We start from the raw sequence: 20,343 nt of genomic DNA on the forward strand, positions 1-20,343 counted from the left end.
GCTTGCGGTACGGGAAGGCGCCAGGCTATCGTCAGCAAAGATTTCCGGCTAACGCCAAAGAGCCAGCAAGTGTCGCCAAACAGACATCCCGCCACGGTCTACCGCAGCCTGCCCGAACTGGCGAGCCTGCCCAGGCCGCTCTACGGCCGCGTCGAGTCGCTGACCAACCGCGCGCTGACCTTTCGCCACACCCATCCCTGGGTGCAGTTGTCCTATGCCATTGCCGGAGTGCTCGAGGTGCAGACCGCCGGTGCGCGTTTCGTCGCCCCGCCGCAGCGTGCGGTATGGGTGCCGGCTGGCGTCGAGCACCGCGTATTCAGCTCGCCGCGCACCGAGATGCGCAGCCTGTACATCGATGGCAGCGCGGTAGCCTGGGGGCCGGATGCATGTCGGGTGCTGGCGGTCAGTCCATTGCTGCGCGAGCTGATCCGCCGCTTCAGCGATCTGCCAGCCGAGTACGACGAGCAGGGCGCGCCGGGCAGATTGGCGACGGTGCTGCTGGATGAACTGCGCGCCGCGCCGGAAGTGGCGCTGGTGCTGCCGCTGCCGCAGGACGCGCGGCTGCGCGAGGTGTGCCGGGGGCTGGAGGATGCCAACCTGCGCCAGCTCGGCCTGGGTGAATGGGGCCAGCGCCTGGGCGTTTCGGAAAAGACCCTGAGTCGGCTGTTCCTGCGCGAGACGGGCTTGAGCTTTCGTGCCTGGCGCCAGCGCCAGCGCCTGCTCGATGCGCTGACGCCACTGGAGCAGGGCGAGCGTGTCACCGATGTGGCGCTGGCATGCGGCTATGACTCGCTATCGGCCTTTATCGCCGCCTTTCGTCGCCAGTTCGGCGCAACGCCCGGGGAGTTCTTTCGCGAGTAGCGTGCAACCGTGGACTGAGCGGGTCAGCGAAGTTCCACGGCCAGCGCCTTGCCGCCTTCCTGTTGCCAGGTGCCGATCAGCGAGCCGTCTGGCTGCAGGTGCAGGTCGAAAACGGCCGGAGTGTCGCCGCCTTCGAGCAGGCGCACCCGGTCGGCGCTGACGTTCTGCGCGCTCAGTTCGATTTGCCGGGCGTATCGGTCGTAGAAGTAGCTGCTGGAGGCATAGACGTTGCCCCCGAGTACCAGGCTGATGGCATAGCGGCTATCGATCTTGCCGTGATAGGCGCCACCGGCGCGCAGATCGGCTGGGTACTGGCAGTCGCTGCGTTGTTCCAGCAGCAGGCAGCGGCCGTAGGGGCTGAAATCATAGGCCAGTTGCGCATAGGGGATGGCGTTGCGGTATTCGCCGAGATCGTCCAGGGCACGCACGACGTGTGCCGCGCAGCCCTCGGCAATCAGGGCGAGAGCATTGCCGCGCAATTCCACGCGGTTGTACTGCAGGTCGGCGCTGTGCCGTCGGGGCAGGCAATCCTTGTACATCTCGCGCTGAGTTTCGAGGCGCTCGTCGTGTTCGTCCAGCTCGGCCGTGGCGTCGACCGGAGGTGGTAGTTCGGCAAGAAATGCCTCGATGCGCTTGCCGCGCTCAAGGCCCACGCTTTCGCCCAGCCGTTGCAGGCCGGCCGCCGTGAACAACTGTTCGAGAGCGATGGGACGGCCGCTGCTCAGGTCGAACGGGTAGGTAAAGGTGCCGGTACTGGTATAGGCGCCTGTGTACTCGCCGGTCACGCTCAGGGACAGGTAGCCAGGCCCCCGGCCATCGATCATGTAGTCGATGTTGTTGGTCCCCCGGATTTCGCCGTCCTTGGGCCAGATGCGTTCGAACGGTGAACGCTCGAAGCGTCCTGGCAGGCCGTTCAGTACGACCGCGTGCAGGTAGGTATTGATACGCCCGATGGCAGCGCTGTCGCCCTTGAACAGGGGGAAGCGATACGTCTCCCATTCGCTGCGTTTGGCTTCCAGGTTTTCGACGCGCAACTCGGCTGCCACCGGCAATGCGGCGCTGAGCAGCAACAGGGAAAGAAAACGCATACGGCCCTCCATGGCCAGAAGTGGGGTTATTCGCTGGGTTTTTTCAGCTTGGGATTGGGGAAGAACTGTACCGCCTGCACATTGGGATTGGCGGCCTTGGGTTTAAGGCCGCTGACGTTGACCCGTGTCGGCAGCTCCCTGGGCACCGAGTTGCCGCGTGCGTCGAGGGTGTCGGCATAGCCACACTTGACGCATTCGCGGTGCGGCACGCCGTCGACGTTCCACATCTTGATGCTGTCGGTTTCGCTGCACGCCGGGCATACGGCGCCGGCGATGAAGCGTTTCGGTGTGCTGTTCACAGGATCATCGCTCATGCTGCCTCCTGACTCAGGCCGAGGTGGCGTAACAGGGCGTCGATGCTCGGCTCACGACCACGGAAGTCTACGAACAGCATCATCGGCTCCTGCGAGCCGCCGCGGGCGAGGATGGCCTCGCGGAACGCGCGGCCGGTGTCGGCGTTGAACACGCCTTCTTCCTCGAATTTCGAGAAGGCATCGGCGCTCAGCACCTCGGCCCATTTGTAGCTGTAGTAACCGGCCGCATAGCCACCGGCGAAGATATGCGCGAAGCCGTTGGCGAAGCGGTTGTAGGCTGGCGGGCGCAGCACCGAGACCTCGTCGCGCACGCTTTCGAGCACATCCAGCACACTGCGGCCGTCGCCGTGGGTGGCATGCAGTTCGAAGTCGAACAGGGAGAATTCCAGCTGGCGCACCATCATCAGGCCGGACTGGAAGTTCTTCGCGGCCAGCATCTTGTCCAGCATGGCCTGCGGCAGCGCTTCGCCCGTCTCGTAGTGACCGGAGATCAGCGCCAGGCCTTCCGGCTCCCAGCACCAGTTCTCCATGAACTGGCTGGGCAGCTCGACGGCGTCCCAGGCCACACCGTTGATGCCGGAGGCGCCGGCGTGCTCGACGCGGGTCAGCAGGTGATGCAGACCATGGCCGAACTCGTGGAACAGGGTGGTGACCTCGTCGTGGGTGAGCAGCGCCGGCTTGCCGCCTACCGGCGGGGTGAAGTTGCACACCAGGTTGGCTACCGGGGCGATCAGCTTGCCCTGAACGTCGCGGCGCTTGTCGCGCGCGCCGTCCATCCAGGCGCCGCCGCGCTTGTTGGCGCGGGCGTAGAGGTCGAAGAAGAAGCGGCCGACGTGCTGGCCGTTCTCCTGAATCTCGAACAGGCGTACGTCCGGGTGCCAGGTGTCGAAGTCCTTCAGCTCGCGAATCTCGATGCCATAGAGCTTCTGCACGATGGCGAACAGGCCGGTCAGTACCTTGTCGATGGGGAACCAGGCGCGAACCTCTTCCTGGGAAATGCTGTAGCGCTGCTGACGCAGTTTCTCGCTGTAGTAGCCGACATCCCAACTTTGCAGGTCATCCAGGCCCTGCTCGGCGGCAAAGGCTTTCAGCTCGGCCAGGTCCTGCTCGGCGAAGGGTTTGCTGCGCACGGCGAGGTCGCGCAGGAAGCTCAGCACCTGATCGGTGCTTTCGGCCATCTTGCTGGCCAGGCTCAGCTCGCTGTAGTTGGCGAAACCGAGCAGGCGCGCCAGCTCCTGGCGCAGGTCGAGGATTTCGGCCATCAGCGGGCCGTTGTCGTTCTGTCCGGCGTTCGGCCCCTGGTCGGAGGCGCGGGTGCAGTAGGCGGCGTAGACCTCTTCACGCAGGGCGCGGTCGTCGGCGTAGGTCATCACCGCGTAGTAGCTGGGGAATTCCAGGGTGATCAGCCAGCCGTCCAGGCCCTTGGCCTCGGCCGCCTGCTTCATCTGCGCCTTGGCCGAGTCGGTCAGGCCGGCCAGGCGCGCTTCGTCGCTGATGTGCCTGGTCCAGGCCTGGGTGGCGTCGAGCAGCTGGTTGGAAAACTTGCTGGTCAGCTCCGACAGGCGCATCTGGATCTCGCCGTAGCGCTTCTGCTGCTCGGTCGGCAGATCGATGCCGGAGAGACGGAAATCGCGCAGCGCGTGTTCGAGAATGGTCTTCTGCGCCACGTCGAAATCGGCGGCCGCCGGGCTCTTGGCCAGTTGGTCATAGGCCTCGAACAGCGGCTTGTTCTGGCCCATTTCGGTCCAGTATTCCGACAGCTTGGGCAGGCAGGCCTCGTAGGCGGCGCGCAGCTCGGGGCTGTTGCACACGGCGTTGAGGTGGCTGACCGGGCTCCAGGCACGGCCCAGGCGCGCGCCCAGTTCGTCCAGTGCCAGCACCAGGCCGTCCCAGCTCGGATTGGCCTGCTGCTGCTCGAGCAGCTCGGCGATGGCGGCGCGGCTGTCCGCGAGGATCTGGTCGACGGCGGGCTCAACGTGTTCCGGTTTGATCTGCGAGTAGGGCGGCAGATCGAAGTCTTGCAGCAGGGGGTTGTTCGCGGTCACGACGAGGCACCTGTAACGAAGGGAGATTGGGCTGAGACGCCGGATCGGCACAAACGATCCCGGCGCGATAACAACCGACATGGGGGCCATCTTAATTACAATCAAGTTTTCCCGCAGCTCAGGAGTCTCTATCGTGGCCATTCGCAGTTACCAGCAACACCGCCCTCAATTGGGCGCGCGTGCCTTCGTTGACGCCTCCGCAGTGGTCATCGGCGACGTGGTACTGGGTGATGACAGCTCGGTCTGGCCGATGACCGTGATCCGCGGCGACATGCACCGCATCCGCATCGGCGCGCGCACCAGCGTGCAGGACGGCAGCGTGCTGCACATCACCCACGCCGGACCCTTCAACCCGGAAGGCTATCCGCTGATCATCGGTGACGATGTTACCGTCGGGCACAAGGTCACCCTGCACGGCTGCACCCTGGGCAACCGCATCCTGGTCGGCATGGGCAGCATCGTCATGGACGGCGCGGTGGTCGAGGACGAGGTGATCATCGGCGCCGGCTCCCTGGTGCCGCCGGGCAAGCGCCTGGAAAGTGGCTACCTGTACGTCGGCAGCCCGGTAAAACAGGCACGGGCACTGACCGACAAGGAGCGCAGCTTCTTCAGCTACACGGCCGGCAACTACGTGAAACTCAAGGATCTGCATCTGGTCGAGGGCTATGCCGACGTCTGACTGTCAGCAAGGGGCTTGATGGCGCCTTTTTCAATTCTGGGGCGAAGCCGCTGCGCCAGTTACGGCCGGCCTCTGTCGCATCGGCCGTGAAGCTGCCGGCCAGGAGGGGTATCCTTCGTCCCCGTTGTGTTCAACCACGGGCTCCTGCTATGCACCATAGCGTCATTCTCTTCGACCTCGACGGCACACTCACCGACCCGCGTGAGGGCATCACCCGTTCGGTGCAGTATGCGCTGGCCAAGCTGGGCATCGATGAGCCCGATCTGACCGCGCTGGAGCATTTCATTGGCCCGCCGCTGCTGCAGTGTTTCATGGCGACCTATGCGCTGGACGAGGCTACCGGCTGGCAGGCGGTCAATCATTATCGCGAGCGCTTCCGGGTAACCGGCCTGTACGAGAATCGCGTGTTCGAGGGTGTCGAGGCGCTGCTCGGGGCGCTGGTGGCGCAGGGGCGTACGCTGTATATCGCGACCAGCAAACCGACGGTATTTGCCGAGGAAATCGCCCGGCACTTCGGTTTCAACCGCTACTTCAAGCGCATCTATGGCAGCGAGCTGGACGGCACCCGTACCAACAAGGTGGAGCTGCTGGCGCATCTGCTGGAGTCGGAGAAATTGCAGCCGGATTCGGCGCTGATGATCGGCGATCGCAAGCACGACCTGATCGGCGCACGCAGCAATGGCATGCAGGCGGTAGCGGTGGGTTACGGTTTCGGTAGCCGCGAGGAATTGCTCGGCGAGGCGCCGGCCTTTCATTTCGAGACGCTGGAGGAGATGCGCCGGGCATTTCTGCCCGGCGTCTAGTGCGGTGTATCAGTCGTTGCGCTGATAGATGATCTTCCTGGTGCCGCCGTCGCAGCTGCCGACGACCATGCTCTGATCCTGAACTTCGTCGGTGGGCACGATTTCCAGGGTGTAGCTGGGCACGTTGTTGGCCTGAATCTTCACTTCGATTTCCTGCTTGAGTTCCTCGCAGGGCTTGGGCGCAGCCAGTGCGCCGCCGGCCAGGAGCATCAGGGCCAGGGCGGGAATCAGTCGTTGCATCGCTTGTACCTCCGGTGTTGGGCGAAACCTGAGTAGCTTGGACTGGCATTTTGCCCGGCAGTTCTAGTTGCCCTGCATCAGGCTTTCCAACCGGCTCAGGCGATCGGCTTCCGGCAGCCGACCGAGCGCGGCCACGGCAGCGTAGAACGCCTGCCAGTCACTTCCCTCCCGCCTGAACAGTGCCGCGAACGCCGGCACCCATTGATCGTAGAGCCCGAAGGGCAGCAGCTTGGCGTTGTTCAGCGGGCCTTCGATCCAGGCGTCATAGCGGCCCTGGCCGCCCCATTGGCGCTGGCGCAGGGTGCGGTAGTCGCGGCGCAGGCGCTCGAACTCGGCCTGCTTGGCTGAGCGCATGGCGTGCTCCGGCAGGTTGCTGGCATAGAGCTGCTGCAGGCGCTCGCGGCTGGCCAGCACCAGTTCGACGAACTGCTGGCGCTGGCGGTCGTCGCCGGCCGGCGCGGTTTCCCCGCGTGCGGCATGCCACTGACGCAGGCCTTCGCGCTCGACGAAGGTGGCGAAGGATTCGTTGAAGGCGGTATCGCCCGGCAGGTAGTACTGCTGGTGCGCCAGCTCGTGGAAGATCACCGCGATGAAGCGCTCGTCACTCCAGCGCAGCATGGTGTTGAGCAGCGGATCGTCGAACCAGCCCAGCGTCGAATAGGCCTCCACGCCGCCGATGTAGGTATCCAGGCCTTGCTGGCGCAGCAATGCGGCAGCGCCGCGTGCTCGGCCCTGTTGGTAGTAGCCGCGATAGGCGACGCAGCCGGCGACGGGAAAGCAGTGCAGTTCCGGGTCGAGGGAGAACTCCGGTGTGGCGAACACGTTCCACACCACGAAGGGGCGACCGAGGTCGGCGTACAGCCGGTAGCTGCGATTCTCAGGGAGGTGCAATTGCGTGCTGGCGAAGTCCCGCGCCTGCTGGCTCAGCGCCAGGCGTCTGGCCAGATCGGCATCGGTGGCAGGGTCTTCGAGCAGCTGTGTGATTGGCTGGCGAGCACTCAGCAACTGCCACTGGCCCTGGCCGAGATGGGCGTAGTAATCCATCGTCGAACAGCCGCCCAGCAGCAGAACGAGCAGGGGAACCGCAAAGCGGCGCAGCAGGTCGACAGGGCAGGCGTTGGGCATCTCGCCACGCTAGCCTATCGCGTGGCTTGTCTCCAGCCTTTTGCGCCTCGGTTTTGCCCGCCTGCCGGTGTAGGCTGGTATTCGAATCCCTGTCGGAGGCCGCCATGCGTGCCCTGTTTCTCGCTCCCGCCCTGATGCTGCTCGGGGCCTGCGCTTCGCCCCTGCCCACGCCTGACCCGCAGCAGGCCTGGGTCGAGCTGTACTCCACGGCTGATAGCCTGCTGATGGCGGACCGCCTGGATCGCAAACGCTGGCCTGATGGCCGCTACTTTCAGGTGACGCCCGGCCGGCACGAGCTGCAAACGCGCTTTCAGTTCGAGGTGCGCGGCGGCGGGGGGCTGGGCATGATGAGCGAGCCGCTGCGCATGACCTGCGAGATTCGTCTGCGTTATGACGACTTCGCGGCGGGACAGCGTTATCGCATCGAGGCGCGCCAGCAGCTGATGAAGGCGCAGGCCTGGCTCTATGACGAGCAGAGAAACGTGCTCGTGTGGGGTGAGGTGTTGCGCTGCGGGACGACCATCTAGGCACCAAATGCACGGCGCACCCCACGCGATGTCGGGTGCGTCGCAGCCGTCGCCTCAGTTTTCCAGCACCGCTTCCAGGGTGATCGTGGCGTTGAGCACCTTCGACACCGGGCAGCCGGTCTTGGCGGTTTCCACGGCCTTCTCGAAGGCGGCGCGGTCGGCGCCGGGGATCTTCGCCCGCAGCGACAGATGCACCGCACTGATCTCGAAACCACCCTCGACCTTGTCCAGAGTCACTTGCGCCTGGGTGTCGATGCTCTCGGCGGTCATTCCGGCCTCGCCCAGCTCCTTGGACAGGGCCATGGAGAAACAGCCGGCATGGGCTGCGCCGATCAGCTCTTCGGGGTTGGTGCCGGGCTTGTCCTCGAAGCGGGTATTGAAGCCGTAAGGGGAGTCCTTGAGCACGCCGCTCTGGGTGGAGATGGTGCCCTTGCCGTCCTTGATGCCGCCCTGCCAGTGGGCCGAAGCTGTCTTCTTCATATGCGTCTCCCATTGAATCAACGAGGCTGCCGGGCTGGCAGCCTGTTCTGATTCAGAGGGTTGTCACGCCGACAAGTTCGCCCTCAGTTGCGCTGCAACTCGGCAAGGATGTCGAAGGCATGCAGGCGGTCGGCGAAGTCATACAGATCGCAGGTGAAGATCAGTTCGTCCGCCTCGGTTTGTTCCAGCAGCTGCTCGAGACGCTGGCGTACGGTCTCTGGCCCGCCGATGGCGGCCAGGCCGAGAAACTCGCTGACGGCCTGGCGTTCATGAGGCAGCCACAGACCTTCCATGCTGGGTACGGGCGGGCGCTGCACCAGGCTCTGGCCGCGGACCAGTGCGAGAATGCGCTGGAACGCCGAGGTGGCCAGATACTGCGCCTGCTCGTCGCTGTCGGCCGCCAGCAGCGGTACGCCGAGCATCACATAGGGCTTGTCCAGCACCTCCGAGGGACGGAAGTGATTGCGGTAGATGCGGATCGCCTCGTGCATATAGCGCGGTGCGAAGTGCGAGGCGAAGGCGTAGGGCAGCCCCTTCATTCCAGCGAGCCGTGCGCTGAACAGGCTGGAGCCGAGCAGCCAGATCGGCACGTTGGTGCCGGTGCCGGGCATGGCGATCACCCGCTGGTTTTCCTGGCGTGGGCCGAGGTAGGCCTGCAGTTCCTCGACGTCATTGGGGAAGTCGTCGGCGCTACCATCGCGGCTGCGGCGCAGGGCGTGGGCGGTGTACTGGTCGGCACCGGGCGCGCGCCCAAGGCCCAGCTCGATTCGCCCTGGATAAAGGGTGGCGAGGGTGCCGAACTGTTCGGCGATCACCAGTGGGGCATGGTTGGGCAGCATCACGCCGCCGGCGCCGAGGCGGATCGTCGAGGTGCCGGCGGCGAGGTAGCCGATCAGCACGGAGGTGGCGGAACTGGCGATGCCGTCCATGTTGTGGTGCTCGGCAACCCAGAAGCGCTCGAAACCGAGGCTTTCGACGTGTCGTGCCAGTGCCAGCGAATTGTGCAGGGCCTGGGCGGCGTCGCCGTCATCGCGGATCGGCGCCAGGTCGAGGGTGGAGAGCTTGATGGAGGCCAGTCGGCTCATGGGGAGTCTCCTCATTGCATGGCCGGCTACTCTAACCCCATGGGTCGCGGCGACGCACGCGATGCGCAGACATAGTCTTCATCGATGCGAATAATTCGCCGGCCCGAGCAGCACCTCATGCCGGCACGTCTTCCGTGCGCAACTGGCACCAGAGACCATCGAAGCAGTCCTCGCCGCTGAGCAGGCGTTGCAATCCGTGCGGAGCGCGCGGCCGGCTGAACCAGTAACCCTGGGCGTAGTGACAGCCTTCGCTGTTGAGAAAATCGAGCTGCGCCTGTTTCTCCACGCCTTCGGCCACCACTGCCAGGCCCAGGCTGTGGCCAAGGCCGATGATCGCCCGGCTGATGGCCAGCGACTCGCTGTCCTGCGGAGCGCTGGTGATGAAGCTCTTGTCCACCTTGATGATGTGCAATGGAAAGCGCTTGAGGTAGCCAAGCGACGAGTAACCCGTACCGAAGTCGTCGAGTGCCAGCTGGATGCCGAGGCTGGCCAGCTCGCGCAGGCAGGCCAGGTTCTGGGCGCTGTCGGCCATCAGCTGGCTTTCGGTGATTTCCAGCACCAGGCTCGATGGCGGCAAACCGCTGTGCTGGAGGATGTCGGCGACCCGCGCGGCGAAGTCGCTCTGCTGCAACTGTCGGCTGGACAGGTTGACCGAGCAGCGCAGGTGCGGCTGCCCGCCCAGTTGCCAGGCGCGCACCTGGCTGCAGGCCTGCTGCAGGACCCAGTCACCGACGGCAAGGATCTCACCGGACTCCTCCAGGCACGGGATGAACTCCAGCGGCGATATCTCGCGCCCCTGATGGTGCCAGCGCAGCAAGGCCTCCACCCCTATCAGGCGTGGCTGATTGTCCTCCAGCTGGCAGATCGGCTGGTACACCAGGCGCAGTTCGCCGCGGGCGTTGGCCTGGGCCAGGGCGCTTTGCAGTTCCAGCTGGCGTTGCGCCTGCTGCTGCAGTTCATTGCTGTAGCGGGCGAACTGCGCCTTGCCCGCACTCTTGGCGCGGTACAGGGCCAGGTCGGCGGCCTGCAACGGATCGAGTGGCTGGTCGCTCTCCTGCAAGCCGGCAATGCCGATGCTGGCGCTGACCGACAAGGTCTGCTCCGGCAGCCGCAGCGGCATGTGCAGGCTGTCGAGCATGCGTTGGGCGACCCGTTCGGCGTCGCTCATGCAGGCCAGGTCGTCGAGCAGCGCGACGAACTCGTCGCCGCCGAAGCGCACCAGGTGATCTCCCGGGCGCAGGCAGTGACGCAGGCGCTCGGCCACCTCCACCAGCACGCGGTCGCCGGTCTGGTGGCCGAGGCTGTCGTTGATCAGCTTGAAGCGATCGAGGTCGATGAACAGCAGGGCAGACTCGCGTGCCCCCGGGCGCTGCCGGCGCTGCACGGCCTGCTGCAGCAGCTCGCCGAGGCGTGCGCGGTTGGCCAGGCCGGTCAGCGGATCGTGGCGCGCGGCATGGTGCAGTTGCTCTTCGGCGGCGCGACGCTGGCTGATGTCGCTCTGCGAGCCGGCCATGCGTCGCAGGCCGCTGCTGCAGGTATCGGCGACACCGCGTACCAGCACCCAGAGGTAGCTGCCGTCGCGGCGGCGGATGCGGTATTCGTGGTTGAGAAAGGGCGTGAGCCCCTGCAGGTGGTTGTCGATGGCCTGGCGCAGGCCGGGCAGGTCGTCACTGTGGACGCGGCTGAACCAGCTCTGGCTGGTGGGCGAAAGACTGTCACGGTCGAGGTCGAGCATGCGGATCCAGCGCTCGGAGAGGTACAGCTGATCCTGCTCCAGCTGCCACTCCCAGAGCCCGTCGTTGGCACCGCGCATGGCCCGTGCATAGCGTGCCTCGCTGTCCTGTAACGCCTTGCGCTGGGCGGCGCCGTAGCTGTCCAGAGCCAGGCCGATGTCGAAGAACATCTTCTTGATCAGGCTGGAGAAACAGTCGCTGGCCGCCGAGGAGCCGAGCAGTTCACCGAGCAGACGGTCCAGATACAGGCGATAGGCACCGAGATACCACTTCAGGTCGACTCCCACCCGCTGGTGGACCCAGCCGATACGCAGCCGTTCCAGCACGTAGGCCTCGTCCAGCGGGCTGTGCCAGAGGCTGTGGTAATAGCCGGTCTGGCGCTGCTTGAGGCGTTCGATGACGGCCCTGTTGCCGAGAATGGCCGCAGGTGTCGGGTAATCGGCCAGTTCCTGATAGAGGGTGTCGACGAAGTGCTGGTTGGCGTGTTCGACTCGCTGTGCGCACTGCGCCAGGCGCTCGTGGTCGGCCTGGCTCCAGTCGAGAAAGCGCAGGCGCTGGCGCAGCTCTTCCAGATCTGGAGCGATGTGTTGGAGCAGGTCCTGGAATTCTTGTTCGTTGCCCATTTCGATCTCGTGCTTTATTCAGCGCAAAAAAAAGCGCCGCTGGCCGCGCTTCCTCGAAGGAAGGCGGCCAGCGGCGCTCTGTCTTGCAGGCCCTGTGTCCTGCCCGGCAAAGCCGGTCTCCGCAAGGGGCGGAACCTACTGCGTTTAGCTTTTACCGCATTGCCCCAGCGCGGACAACTCCTCACGCAGCTGGCTCAGGCGCTTGCGCAGCTCGGCCAGTTGCCCCGACTTGAAGGCGTGCCGGGTGCGTTCCAGAACCTCGATGGCGTCGTCAAGACTGCTTTGCACATCACCGAGGCTGCCCTGCGGCAAACGCTGCAGCCAGCGACACAGCGGTTGCTGCTGGCAGCTGTCGAGGCTGTCGATGACCTGGCAATGAGGTGCCTGCTGGCGCAGCAGATGGGCGATCTGCCGGCTGGACGCCGGGTCCGGCAGGCTTAGCAGCAGGTGGGTACGAGGCATGACGATCGCGCTATGTGTCAAAAGGCCATCAATGCTAGTGCGCGACCGCTGGTGATTTATTGACCGGGATCAGTCCGGGCCGCAGTCAGCCATCGTCAGATGACCGATACGACTAGCTTGCGTCCTGTCGGGCGCGGTATTCGCCCGGAGTCAGGCCCGTCCACTGGCGGAAGGCGCGGAAGAACACGCTGGGTTCGGAGTAGCCGAGCAGCAGGGCGATTTCCGCCGCGGGCAGGCGTCCATCACGCAGGTGCTGTTCGGCCAGTTGCCGGCGCGTGTCGGTCAGCAGTTGCTGGTAACTGCTGTCCTCCTCGGCCAGGCGTCGCTGCAGGGTGCGTTCGCTGAGGTTGAGCGCTCGCGCCAGTTCGGCGCGATCCGGTTCGCCATGTGCCAGCTGTTCGCCGAGCAGGCCGATGACCCGGGCGCTGAGGCTGGCACTGGGCAGGCGGGCGAGCAGGGTTTCGGCATGCTGGCGCAGCAGTTGCTGCAACGGCGGGTTGGCCTGGATCAGCGGCAGCTGGCACAGCGCACGCGGCAGGACGATGGCGTATTCGTCGCTGGCGAACTGCAGCGGGCAGGCGAACACCTCCTGATAGGGCGCAAGATCGGCCGGTTGCGCATGACGGAACTGCGCGCCGAGCAGGTGGAAGCCGTTCACCAGAGGGGCGGTCATCTGCACCCAGCAGGCCATCATCGCCAGTACGCGGATGCGTGTTGCCGGATGCTGGGGATGCAGCGGGCGATACAGCACCGCCAGGCGGTCGTCACGCTCTTCCACCTGGAGTTCGCCGCCTTCGCCGCCAAGGCGCTGGTAGCGCAGCGCGGCGTTCAGTGCATCCTTCAGCGTGGCACTGCTCTGCAGCAGGTAGCTGAGTACGCTGAAGGGGCCGGGGGTCAGATTGCGGCCGAGGAGCAGGCCGGGCTCCGGATGCTGCAGGCGTGCATCCAGCTCGTGCCACAAGGCCTCCTGAGCCGCGAAGGGAATGCGCGCATCGGGGTCGGCCAGCTGTTCGTCACGCAGCCCGCAGGCGTTCAGCAGGGCCTGGCGATCGAGGTCGAGACGAGTGGCAGCATGCAGCACCGCCTGGGTCAGGCTGGCGCTGACCGAGGCCTGTGCGGATTCGTGAGAGGCGTTGGACATTCGTCGATTTTGCCCAATGTCGGGTATGGGCGATAGCCCGCGCCTCACACAAGCCGTTACGACCGATCGGTCAACAAGGCGTGCATATTCGCCCTGAGCGGTTAGACTCCCACCCGGACGTCGCTCACAAGGCGCGCTCGCTCAAACAACAGAAAAAGGAGATATCCCATGAAAGGCAAATCCTTGGCATGGGTCCTGTCCGCCGCGCTCGCGGGCACTGCCCTGAGTGGCATGGCACAGGCCGAAGAAAAATTCGTGACCATCGGCACCGGCGGCCAGACCGGCGTCTATTACGTGGCCGGTCAGTCCATCTGCCGCTTCCTCAACCGCGGCTCGGCCGAGCACGGCATCAAGTGCAACGCCCCGGCCAGCGGCGGCGGCGTGGCCAACGTGAATGGCATTCGCAGCGGCGAATTCAACTTCGGCATCATGCAGTCCGACCACCAGTTCAAGGCCCTCAACGGCGCCGCGCCGTTCGAAGCCGAAGGTGCGATGAGCGATATCCGCGCGGTGTTCTCGCTGCAGAGCGAAGTGTTCACCATCCTCGCCCGCCGCAGCGCCAATATCAGCGGCTTCGACGATCTCAAGGGCAAGCGCGTCAACATCGGCAACCCGGGTTCTGGTCAGCGCGACACCCTGGAAGAGATCATGGCCGTCAAGGGCTGGAATCGTTCCGCCTTCGCCCTGGCCGCCGAGCTGAAACCGGCCGAGCAGGCCAGCGCGCTGAGCGACAACAACATCGACGCCATGACCTACTTCGTCGGTCATCCCAACGGCGCGATCCAGGAAGCCACCACCACCGTCGACGCCGTTCTGGTGCCGGTGACCGGCGCCGAGATCGACCAGCTGCTGGCCGAGAAGAGCTACTACACCAAGGCCGACATCCCTGGCGGCCTGTACAAGGGCAACGACCAGCCGACCCCGTCCATCGGCGGCAAGGCCGTGCTGTCCACCAGCGCCAAGGCCGACCCGGAAATGGTCTACCAGCTGGTCAAGTCGGTGTTCGACAACATCGAGCGCTTCAAGCGCCTGCACCCGGCGTTTGCCGACCTGAAGGAAGCCGACATGATCAAGGTCGGCCTGACTGCCCCGCTGCACGAGGGCGCCGAGCGTTACTACAAGGAACGCGGCTGGCTGTAAGCCTCGGGCCCTGGCGGCCGACCGTCGCCAGGCGCATCGCTCGATTCGCTTCTAGTGTTAGACAAACCCGCAGGCGCAGGTCTGCGGGTTTTGCCGTTTTCCGATTACTCGAATGCAGGTTCGCCCCATGCATGACAAGCAACTTTCCACCGAGGAACTGATCGCCCAGGATGTCGGCGCGCGCCTGCCCGTCGGCGCCATGGCCCAGGTGATCACCGGCCTTGCCCTGCTCTGGTCGCTGTTCCAGCTGTGGATCGCCTCGCCACTGCCGTTCATCTTCGGCGTTGGCGTATTCAACGATACCCAGACCCGCGCCATTCACCTGGCGTTCGCCCTGCTGCTGGCCTTTCTCGCCTACCCGGCGTTCAAGAAGTCTCCGCGCGACCACGTGCCGCTGCTGGATATCGGCCTCGGTCTGGTGGCTGCCGCCACTGCCGCCTATCTGTTCATCTTCTACCAGCAACTGGCGCTGCGCCCCGGCAGCCTGACCACGGGTGACCTGGTCACCGCCTGCATCGGCATCCCGCTGCTGCTGGAGGCCACGCGTCGCGCGCTCGGCCCGCCGTTGGCGATCATCGCCCTGATGTTTCTCGTCTACAGCCTGGCCGGCCCCTATATGCCGGGGATATTGGCGCACCGTGGGGTCAGCTTCAACGCGCTGGCCAACCATCAGTGGATCACCACCGAAGGCGTGTTCGGTATCGCCCTGGGGGTTTCCACCAGCTTCGTGTTCCTCTTCGTACTGTTCGGCGCGCTGCTCGAGCGGGCCGGCGCCGGGCACTACTTCATCCAGCTGGCGTTCAGCCTGCTCGGTCACTTCCGCGGTGGCCCGGCCAAGGCGGCGGTGCTGGCCTCCGGCCTGACCGGGATGATCTCCGGCTCGTCGATCGCCAACGTGGTCACCACCGGCACCTTCACCATTCCGATGATGAAGCGCACCGGCTTCTCCTCGGAGAAGGCCGGCGCGGTGGAGGTGGCGGCCTCGGTCAACGGCCAGATCATGCCGCCGGTGATGGGGGCTGCGGCCTTCCTGATGGTCGAGTACATCGGCATGCCCTATGTCGAGATCATCAAGCACGCCTTCCTGCCCGCCGCGATTTCCTACATCGCGCTGCTCTACATCGTGCACCTGGAGGCGCTCAAGCTCGGCATGCAGCCCATCGGCGGCCACCAGCCCAAGCCCTGGCTACGCCGCCTGACCGGCTTCGCCTTCGGTGCGGCGCTGATCAGCGGCCTGTCGCTGGCGGTGTACTACGGCCTCGGCTGGCTCAAGCCGGCGCTCGGCGAGTATGCCCTGCCGGGGATCGGCGCGATCCTCGCCGTGGTCTACCTGGGCCTGCTCAAGGTGGCCGCCAGCGTGCCGGTACTGCCGCCGGAAGACCCCAATGCGCCGCTGGAGGAATTGCCGCAGACCCGCGCCGTGCTGCTGTCCGGCCTGCACTTCCTGCTGCCGGTGGTGGTGCTGGTCTGGTGCCTGATGATCGAGCGCCTGTCTCCCGGCCTGTCGGCCTTCTGGGGCAGCGTGATGCTGATCATCATCCTGCTCACCCAGCGCCCGTTGCTGAGCTGGATGCGCCACGATGGCAGCCATGACCATGGCACTTTCATCGACGGCGTGATCGACCTGCGCGAAGGCCTGATCGCCGGTGCGCGCAACATGATCGGCATCGGTATCGCCACGGCGGCGGCGGGCATCATCGTCGGCGCGGTGTCGCAGACCGGCGTGGGCCTGGTGCTGGCCGATCTGGTCGAGCTGCTGTCGATGGGCAACCTGCTGCTGATGTTGGTGCTGGTGGCGGTGTTCAGCCTGATTCTCGGCATGGGCCTGCCGACCACCGCCAACTACATCGTGGTGTCCAGCCTGCTGGCGCCGGTGGTGGTGGCGCTGGGGCAGCAGAGCGGGTTGATCGTGCCGCTGATCGCGGTGCATCTGTTCGTCTTCTACTTCGGCATCATGGCCGACGTGACGCCGCCGGTGGGGCTGGCCTCGTTCGCCGCGGCGGCGGTGTCCAAGGGCGACCCGATCAAGACCGGTATCGTGGCGTTCTTCTACAGCCTGCGTACCGCCGCGCTGCCGTTTTTGTTCATCTTCAACACCGACCTGCTGCTGATCGATGTCGACTTCTGGCATGGCGTGCTCATCTTCATCGTGGCGACGGTGGCGATGCTGATCTTCGCCGCCGGCACCCAGGGCTTCTTCCTGGTGCGCAGCCGCTGGTACGAGAGCCTGCTGCTGCTGCTGGTGGCCTTCACCCTGTTCCGTCCGGGCTTCTGGATGGACATGCTGCACGATCCCTACCAGGAGGTGGCGCCGGCCGAGATGGCGCAGGCGCTCGATGGCGTGGAAGATGGCAGCTCGCTGCGCCTGCGCATCCTCGGCGAAAACGCCGTGGGCGATCCGCGCGAGTTCACCGTGCTGCTGCCGGTGCCGGCCGGCGCCTCGGGCGAGGAGCGCCTGGAGAAGCTTGGCCTGAACCTCTACGAAGAGGGCGACAGGGTACTGGTCGACAGCGTCACCTTCGGCAGCCTGGCTGCCGACGCCGGCCTGGAGTTCGACCAGCAGATCCTCAGCGTGCGGGCACCGACCGACCGCTGGCTGAAGGAGCTGATGTGGCTTCCGGGCCTGGCGCTGTTCGGCCTGATCGTGCTGCTGCAGCGCCGCCGCCAGGCGGCGCAAGGCGCCTAGCGCACGCTGGCAAGCGACGACAAGGCAGCTTCGGCTGCCTTGTTCGTTTATGCCCTGGCGGCGGGTTGCTAGACTCGCCGGCCTGACCGTTCAGACAACAACAAGGACTCAGCCAGCATGTCGACGCCGCGCGTGCATTACCCCTGGTACAAGAAGGAAGACACCGACGCCTTTTTCGCCCTGTTCCAGAACAACATCGCCAACTTCGTGATCATCGCCATCAGCATGCTCGGCATGGGCTTTCCCGCCGAGATCGTGTTCGGCCAGGTGCTGCCCGGCGCGGCGGTGGCGGTGATGGTCGGCAACTTCTACTACGCCTGGAGCGCCGCGCGCCTGGCGCGCAAGGAGAACCGCGCGGATGTCACCGCGCTGTCCTACGGCATCAGCACGCCGGTGATGTTCGTCTTCCTGTTCGGCGTGCTGCTGCCGGCGAAGAACCTCACCGGCGACGCCGAGATGGCCTGGAAGGTGGCGGTGGCCGCCTGCTTCATCAGTGGCCTGATCGAAGCGGCCTGCGGCCTGTTCGGCGGCTGGATGCAGCGCCACCTGCCGCGCCCGGCGTTGCTTGGCGCGGTGGCCGGCGTGGCGCTGACCTTCATCGCCGGCGAGATGCTGTTCAAGGCGCTGGAGATCCCGATGATCGGCCTGCTGGTGCTGGCCATCACCATCGTCGGCCTGGTGGCGCGGGTGAGCATGCCGTTTCGCCTGCCGGCCTCGCTGTTCGCCATCGTCATCGGCACCGCCATGGCCTACATGATCGGCGCCACCGACGACAGCAAGTTCAGCGATGCCTTCACCCACCTGGGTTTCTATCCGCTGCTGCCGAACCTGGCCTGGTTCGAGGGCATGGGCCTGCTGTTCACCAGCCTGCTGGCGCTGGTGACGGTGATCCTGCCGATCACCCTGTACAACGCCATCGAGACGATCAACAACGTCGAGGCCATGAGCGCGGTCGGCGACCGCTACAATGTCGGTGAGTGCCAGGCGGTGGATGGCTTCGGCACGGTGCTCGGCGCCGTGTTCGGCGGAGTGTTCCCGACCACCGTGTATATCGCCACCGTGGGCTCGAAGTGGATGGGCGCCGGGCGCGGCTACAGCCTGCTCAACGGCGCGGTATACGGCCTGGCGACCATGTTCGGCCTGATCGCCTTCATCGCCGCACTGATCCCGGTGTCGGTGGTGGCGCCGATTCTGGTGTTCGTCGGCATGTCGATGATCGCCACGGCGTTCAACAGCAACCACGCGCGCTACTACCCGGCGGTGGCGCTGGCGATGCTGCCGTACTTCGCCAACTACCTGATGACCCGTTTCAACCGCGGCGCCGCCGAGGTGGTCGAGGGCATTTCCAGCGCCATCGGCGCGCTGGGGCAGGGCGCCATGTTCAGCGCCATCCTGCTCGGGGCCATGTGCGTGGCGGTGATCGACCGGCAGTTCCGCCAGGCCACCGTCTTCGCCCTGGTGGCGGCCGGCATGGCCTTCGTCGGCCTGATGCACGCACCGAAGCTGGCCTGGTACGCGGCGCCGGACTTCGTCCACGGCTATCTGCTGATGGCGCTGTTCTTCGCCTGGTATGCCTGGCGCGGCGTGGCGCCGGCCGCGCCGCAGCGCCTGGGCGGCGCGGACTGAGTCACTCGCCGCCGTCGAGCTTGAGGGCGCCGGTCTCGCCGTCCTCCAGCACCACGTAGGCGCTGGCGCAGAGCAGCGAGTTGAGCCGCTTCATGTCGGCGATCAGCTCCAGGTGCAGGGAGCTGGTCTCGATGCTCTGCACCACCTGGCGCTGCAGGCGGCCGATATGCGCATGGGCCAGGCGCCGCTCCTGGGCGCGGAAGCGGCGCTTCTCGCGCAGCAGCTGGCTGGCGCTGGCGTGGTCGGCGCTGAGGAACACGTTTAGCCCCAGGCGCAGGTTGGCCGTCAGCTGTCCATGCAGGCTGCTCAGTTCCTCCAGTCCCTTCTCGGAGAAGGCCCGGCGTTGCGCGGTCTTCTCGTTCTGGATCTTGCCGAGCATGCGCTCGATCAGCTCGCCGGCCTGCTCCAGGTTCACCGCCAGTTCGAGAATCTCCGCCCAGCGCCGGCTCTCGTGGTCGCTCAGCGCCTCACGCGGGATCTGCGCGAGGTACAGCTTGACCGCGTGGCACAGGCTGGCGACATCGTCATTGAGGCTGCGCAGCTCCTTGTTCAAGGCCGGCTGGTTCTGTGCCAGCGCCGGTAGCAGACGGCCGAGCATCGCCTCGATCTTGTCGCCCACGCGCAGGGTTTCGCGCACCGCGTTGGCCAGCGCCAGGCTGGGCGTGGCCAGGGCCGTCGGGTCCAGGTGGCGCGGGCGGGCGATGCCGGCGTCGTCGGCGCGGTCCGGCAGCAGCCAGTTGCAGAAGCGCGCCATCAAGCCGACGCTGGGCAGCATCAGCACGGCGCGCAGGCTGTTGTAGAGCAGGTGGAAGAAGATCACCAGCTCCGCCGGCCGCCAGTGCAGGCTGTCCAGCCAGTCGGCCAGCGGCTGCAGCACGGGCAGCACCAGCAGCAGGCCGATCAGCTTGTAGATCAGGCTGCCCAGCGCCACGCGGCGCCCGGCCGGGTTCTGCAGGCTGCTGGTGAGAAAGGCCAGCAGGCCGCTGCCGATGTTGGCGCCGATCACCAGGCCGATGGCCACCGGCAGGCTGATCAGCCCGGCGCCGGCCAGGGTCGCGGTGAGCAGCACCGCCGCCAGGCTGGAGTAGGTGAGCAGGGCGAACAGCGCGCCGACCAGGGCGTCGAGCAGCAGGTCGCCAGTCAAGGATGCGAACAGCACGCGAATGCCGCGCGCCTCGGTGATCGGCGTGGCGGCGGCGACGATCAGCTCCAGCGCCAGCAGCATCAGCCCGAGGCCGATGGCCACGCGGCCGAGCTGGCCGGCGCGGGTCTGGCGCCGCGAAAGAAAGAAGATCACCCCGAGAAAGATCAGCAGCGGGCTCAGCCAGCTCAGGTCGAGGGTAAGCACGCGCGCCATCAGCGCGGTACCGACGTCGGCACCGAGCATGATCGCCAGGCCTGGCGCCAGCGCCATCAGCCCCTGGGCGACGAAGGAAGTGACCAGCAGAGCGGTGGCGTTGCTGCTCTGCACCAGGGCCGTGACGCCGATGCCGGCGACGAAAGCCAGCGGCCGACGGCCGATGTTGTGGCTGAGCACCTTGCGCAGTTGTGATCCGAACACGCGCAGGATGCCGGTACGTACGATGTGTGTGCCCCAGACCAACAGGGCAATGGCTGACAGCAAATGCAGCAGGGTCAGAATGGATCGGCCCCCTGAAAGACGGCCGATTGGACGTTATGGTTCG

Annotated in this window: 18 protein-coding genes; 7 read left to right on the plus strand and 11 right to left on the minus strand. The window is 65.8% G+C overall.

The genetic code is table 11. From position 1 onward, the window contains the following. The first annotated feature begins 69 nt into the window (after positions 1–69). Complete coding sequence (locus OEG79_RS00735; protein ID WP_264146995.1) at positions 70–861, plus strand: AraC family transcriptional regulator; 792 nt, start codon at positions 70–72, stop codon at positions 859–861. A gap of 23 nt (positions 862–884) precedes the next feature. Here OEG79_RS00735 and OEG79_RS00740 read toward each other — a convergent pair whose 3' ends face one another. The 3 genes from OEG79_RS00740 to prlC are packed head-to-tail and all read right to left on the minus strand — an operon-like array spanning position 885 to position 4,308. After that, a complete protein-coding gene (locus OEG79_RS00740; RefSeq protein WP_264146996.1) occupies positions 885–1,949 on the minus strand; it encodes a hypothetical protein in 1,065 nt (354 codons plus the stop codon). A gap of 26 nt (positions 1,950–1,975) precedes the next feature. After that, the gene (locus tag OEG79_RS00745) at positions 1,976–2,263 is read right to left on the minus strand and encodes a YheV family putative zinc ribbon protein (RefSeq protein ID WP_264146997.1); all 288 of its coding nucleotides are present in this window, start codon (positions 2,261–2,263) and stop codon (positions 1,976–1,978) included. Next, positions 2,260–4,308, minus strand: a complete 2,049-nt coding sequence (gene prlC, locus OEG79_RS00750) for an oligopeptidase A (RefSeq protein ID WP_264146998.1) — start codon at positions 4,306–4,308, stop codon at positions 2,260–2,262. The genes OEG79_RS00745 and prlC overlap by 4 nt, the downstream gene beginning before the upstream one ends. Positions 4,309–4,441: 133 nt before the next feature. Between prlC and OEG79_RS00755 the strand changes: the two genes are divergently transcribed. Next, positions 4,442–4,987, plus strand: a complete 546-nt coding sequence (locus tag OEG79_RS00755) for a gamma carbonic anhydrase family protein (RefSeq protein WP_264146999.1) — start codon at positions 4,442–4,444, stop codon at positions 4,985–4,987. Positions 4,988–5,136: 149 nt separating this feature from the next. Beyond that, positions 5,137–5,790, plus strand: a complete 654-nt coding sequence (locus OEG79_RS00760) for an HAD family hydrolase (protein ID WP_264147000.1) — start codon at positions 5,137–5,139, stop codon at positions 5,788–5,790. Positions 5,791–5,799: 9 nt separating this feature from the next. Here the strand turns inward: OEG79_RS00760 and OEG79_RS00765 are convergent, their stop codons facing one another. Together OEG79_RS00765 and OEG79_RS00770 are read right to left on the minus strand one after the other, a co-directional pair. Then, a complete protein-coding gene (locus OEG79_RS00765) occupies positions 5,800–6,030 on the minus strand; it encodes a DUF1161 domain-containing protein (protein WP_264147001.1) in 231 nt (76 codons plus the stop codon). Positions 6,031–6,093: 63 nt separating this feature from the next. Beyond that, a complete protein-coding gene (locus OEG79_RS00770; protein WP_264147002.1) occupies positions 6,094–7,155 on the minus strand; it encodes an aminopeptidase in 1,062 nt (353 codons plus the stop codon). A gap of 104 nt (positions 7,156–7,259) precedes the next feature. On the opposite strand from OEG79_RS00770, the gene OEG79_RS00775 reads away from it, so the two are divergent. Beyond that, positions 7,260–7,682, plus strand: a complete 423-nt coding sequence (locus OEG79_RS00775) for a hypothetical protein (RefSeq protein ID WP_264147003.1) — start codon at positions 7,260–7,262, stop codon at positions 7,680–7,682. A 54-nt stretch (positions 7,683–7,736) separates the two neighbouring features. Here the strand turns inward: OEG79_RS00775 and OEG79_RS00780 are convergent, their stop codons facing one another. From OEG79_RS00780 to OEG79_RS00800, 5 genes are all read right to left on the minus strand, one after another. Then, complete coding sequence (locus OEG79_RS00780) at positions 7,737–8,162, minus strand: OsmC family protein (RefSeq protein ID WP_264147004.1); 426 nt, start codon at positions 8,160–8,162, stop codon at positions 7,737–7,739. 83 nt (positions 8,163–8,245) lie between these two features. Continuing rightward, on the minus strand, positions 8,246–9,247 hold the full coding sequence (locus OEG79_RS00785; protein WP_264147005.1) for an LLM class flavin-dependent oxidoreductase: 1,002 nt from the start codon (positions 9,245–9,247) through the stop codon (positions 8,246–8,248). 115 nt (positions 9,248–9,362) lie between these two features. Further along, positions 9,363–11,603 (minus strand): putative bifunctional diguanylate cyclase/phosphodiesterase, encoded by a 2,241-nt coding sequence (locus OEG79_RS00790; RefSeq protein ID WP_264147006.1) that lies wholly within the window; start codon positions 11,601–11,603, stop codon positions 9,363–9,365. 144 nt (positions 11,604–11,747) lie between these two features. Next, the gene (locus tag OEG79_RS00795) at positions 11,748–12,065 is read right to left on the minus strand and encodes a hypothetical protein (protein WP_264147007.1); all 318 of its coding nucleotides are present in this window, start codon (positions 12,063–12,065) and stop codon (positions 11,748–11,750) included. Between the two features lie 112 nt (positions 12,066–12,177). After that, positions 12,178–13,206, minus strand: coding sequence for an AraC family transcriptional regulator (locus OEG79_RS00800; RefSeq protein ID WP_264147008.1), 1,029 nt, complete (start codon positions 13,204–13,206; stop codon positions 12,178–12,180). Between the two features lie 168 nt (positions 13,207–13,374). On the opposite strand from OEG79_RS00800, the gene OEG79_RS00805 reads away from it, so the two are divergent. From OEG79_RS00805 to OEG79_RS00815, 3 genes are all read left to right on the plus strand, one after another. Further along, positions 13,375–14,346 carry a TAXI family TRAP transporter solute-binding subunit gene (locus OEG79_RS00805; RefSeq protein WP_264147009.1) on the plus strand — a complete coding sequence of 324 codons (972 nt, stop codon included), beginning with the start codon at positions 13,375–13,377 and terminating at the stop codon, positions 14,344–14,346. Positions 14,347–14,473: 127 nt separating this feature from the next. After that, entirely contained in the window at positions 14,474–17,032 is a 2,559-nt protein-coding gene (locus OEG79_RS00810) for a TRAP transporter permease (protein ID WP_264147010.1), read from the plus strand. A 117-nt stretch (positions 17,033–17,149) separates the two neighbouring features. Then, positions 17,150–18,658, plus strand: coding sequence for an NCS2 family permease (locus OEG79_RS00815; protein WP_264147011.1), 1,509 nt, complete (start codon positions 17,150–17,152; stop codon positions 18,656–18,658). 1 nt (position 18,659) lies between these two features. Here the strand turns inward: OEG79_RS00815 and OEG79_RS00820 are convergent, their stop codons facing one another. Next, positions 18,660–20,300, minus strand: coding sequence for a Na/Pi cotransporter family protein (locus OEG79_RS00820; RefSeq protein WP_264148763.1), 1,641 nt, complete (start codon positions 20,298–20,300; stop codon positions 18,660–18,662). Positions 20,301–20,343 lie beyond the last annotated feature (43 nt).

This window comes from Pseudomonas sp. Z8(2022) (genome assembly GCF_025837155.1).
Taxonomy (GTDB): domain Bacteria; phylum Pseudomonadota; class Gammaproteobacteria; order Pseudomonadales; family Pseudomonadaceae; genus Aquipseudomonas.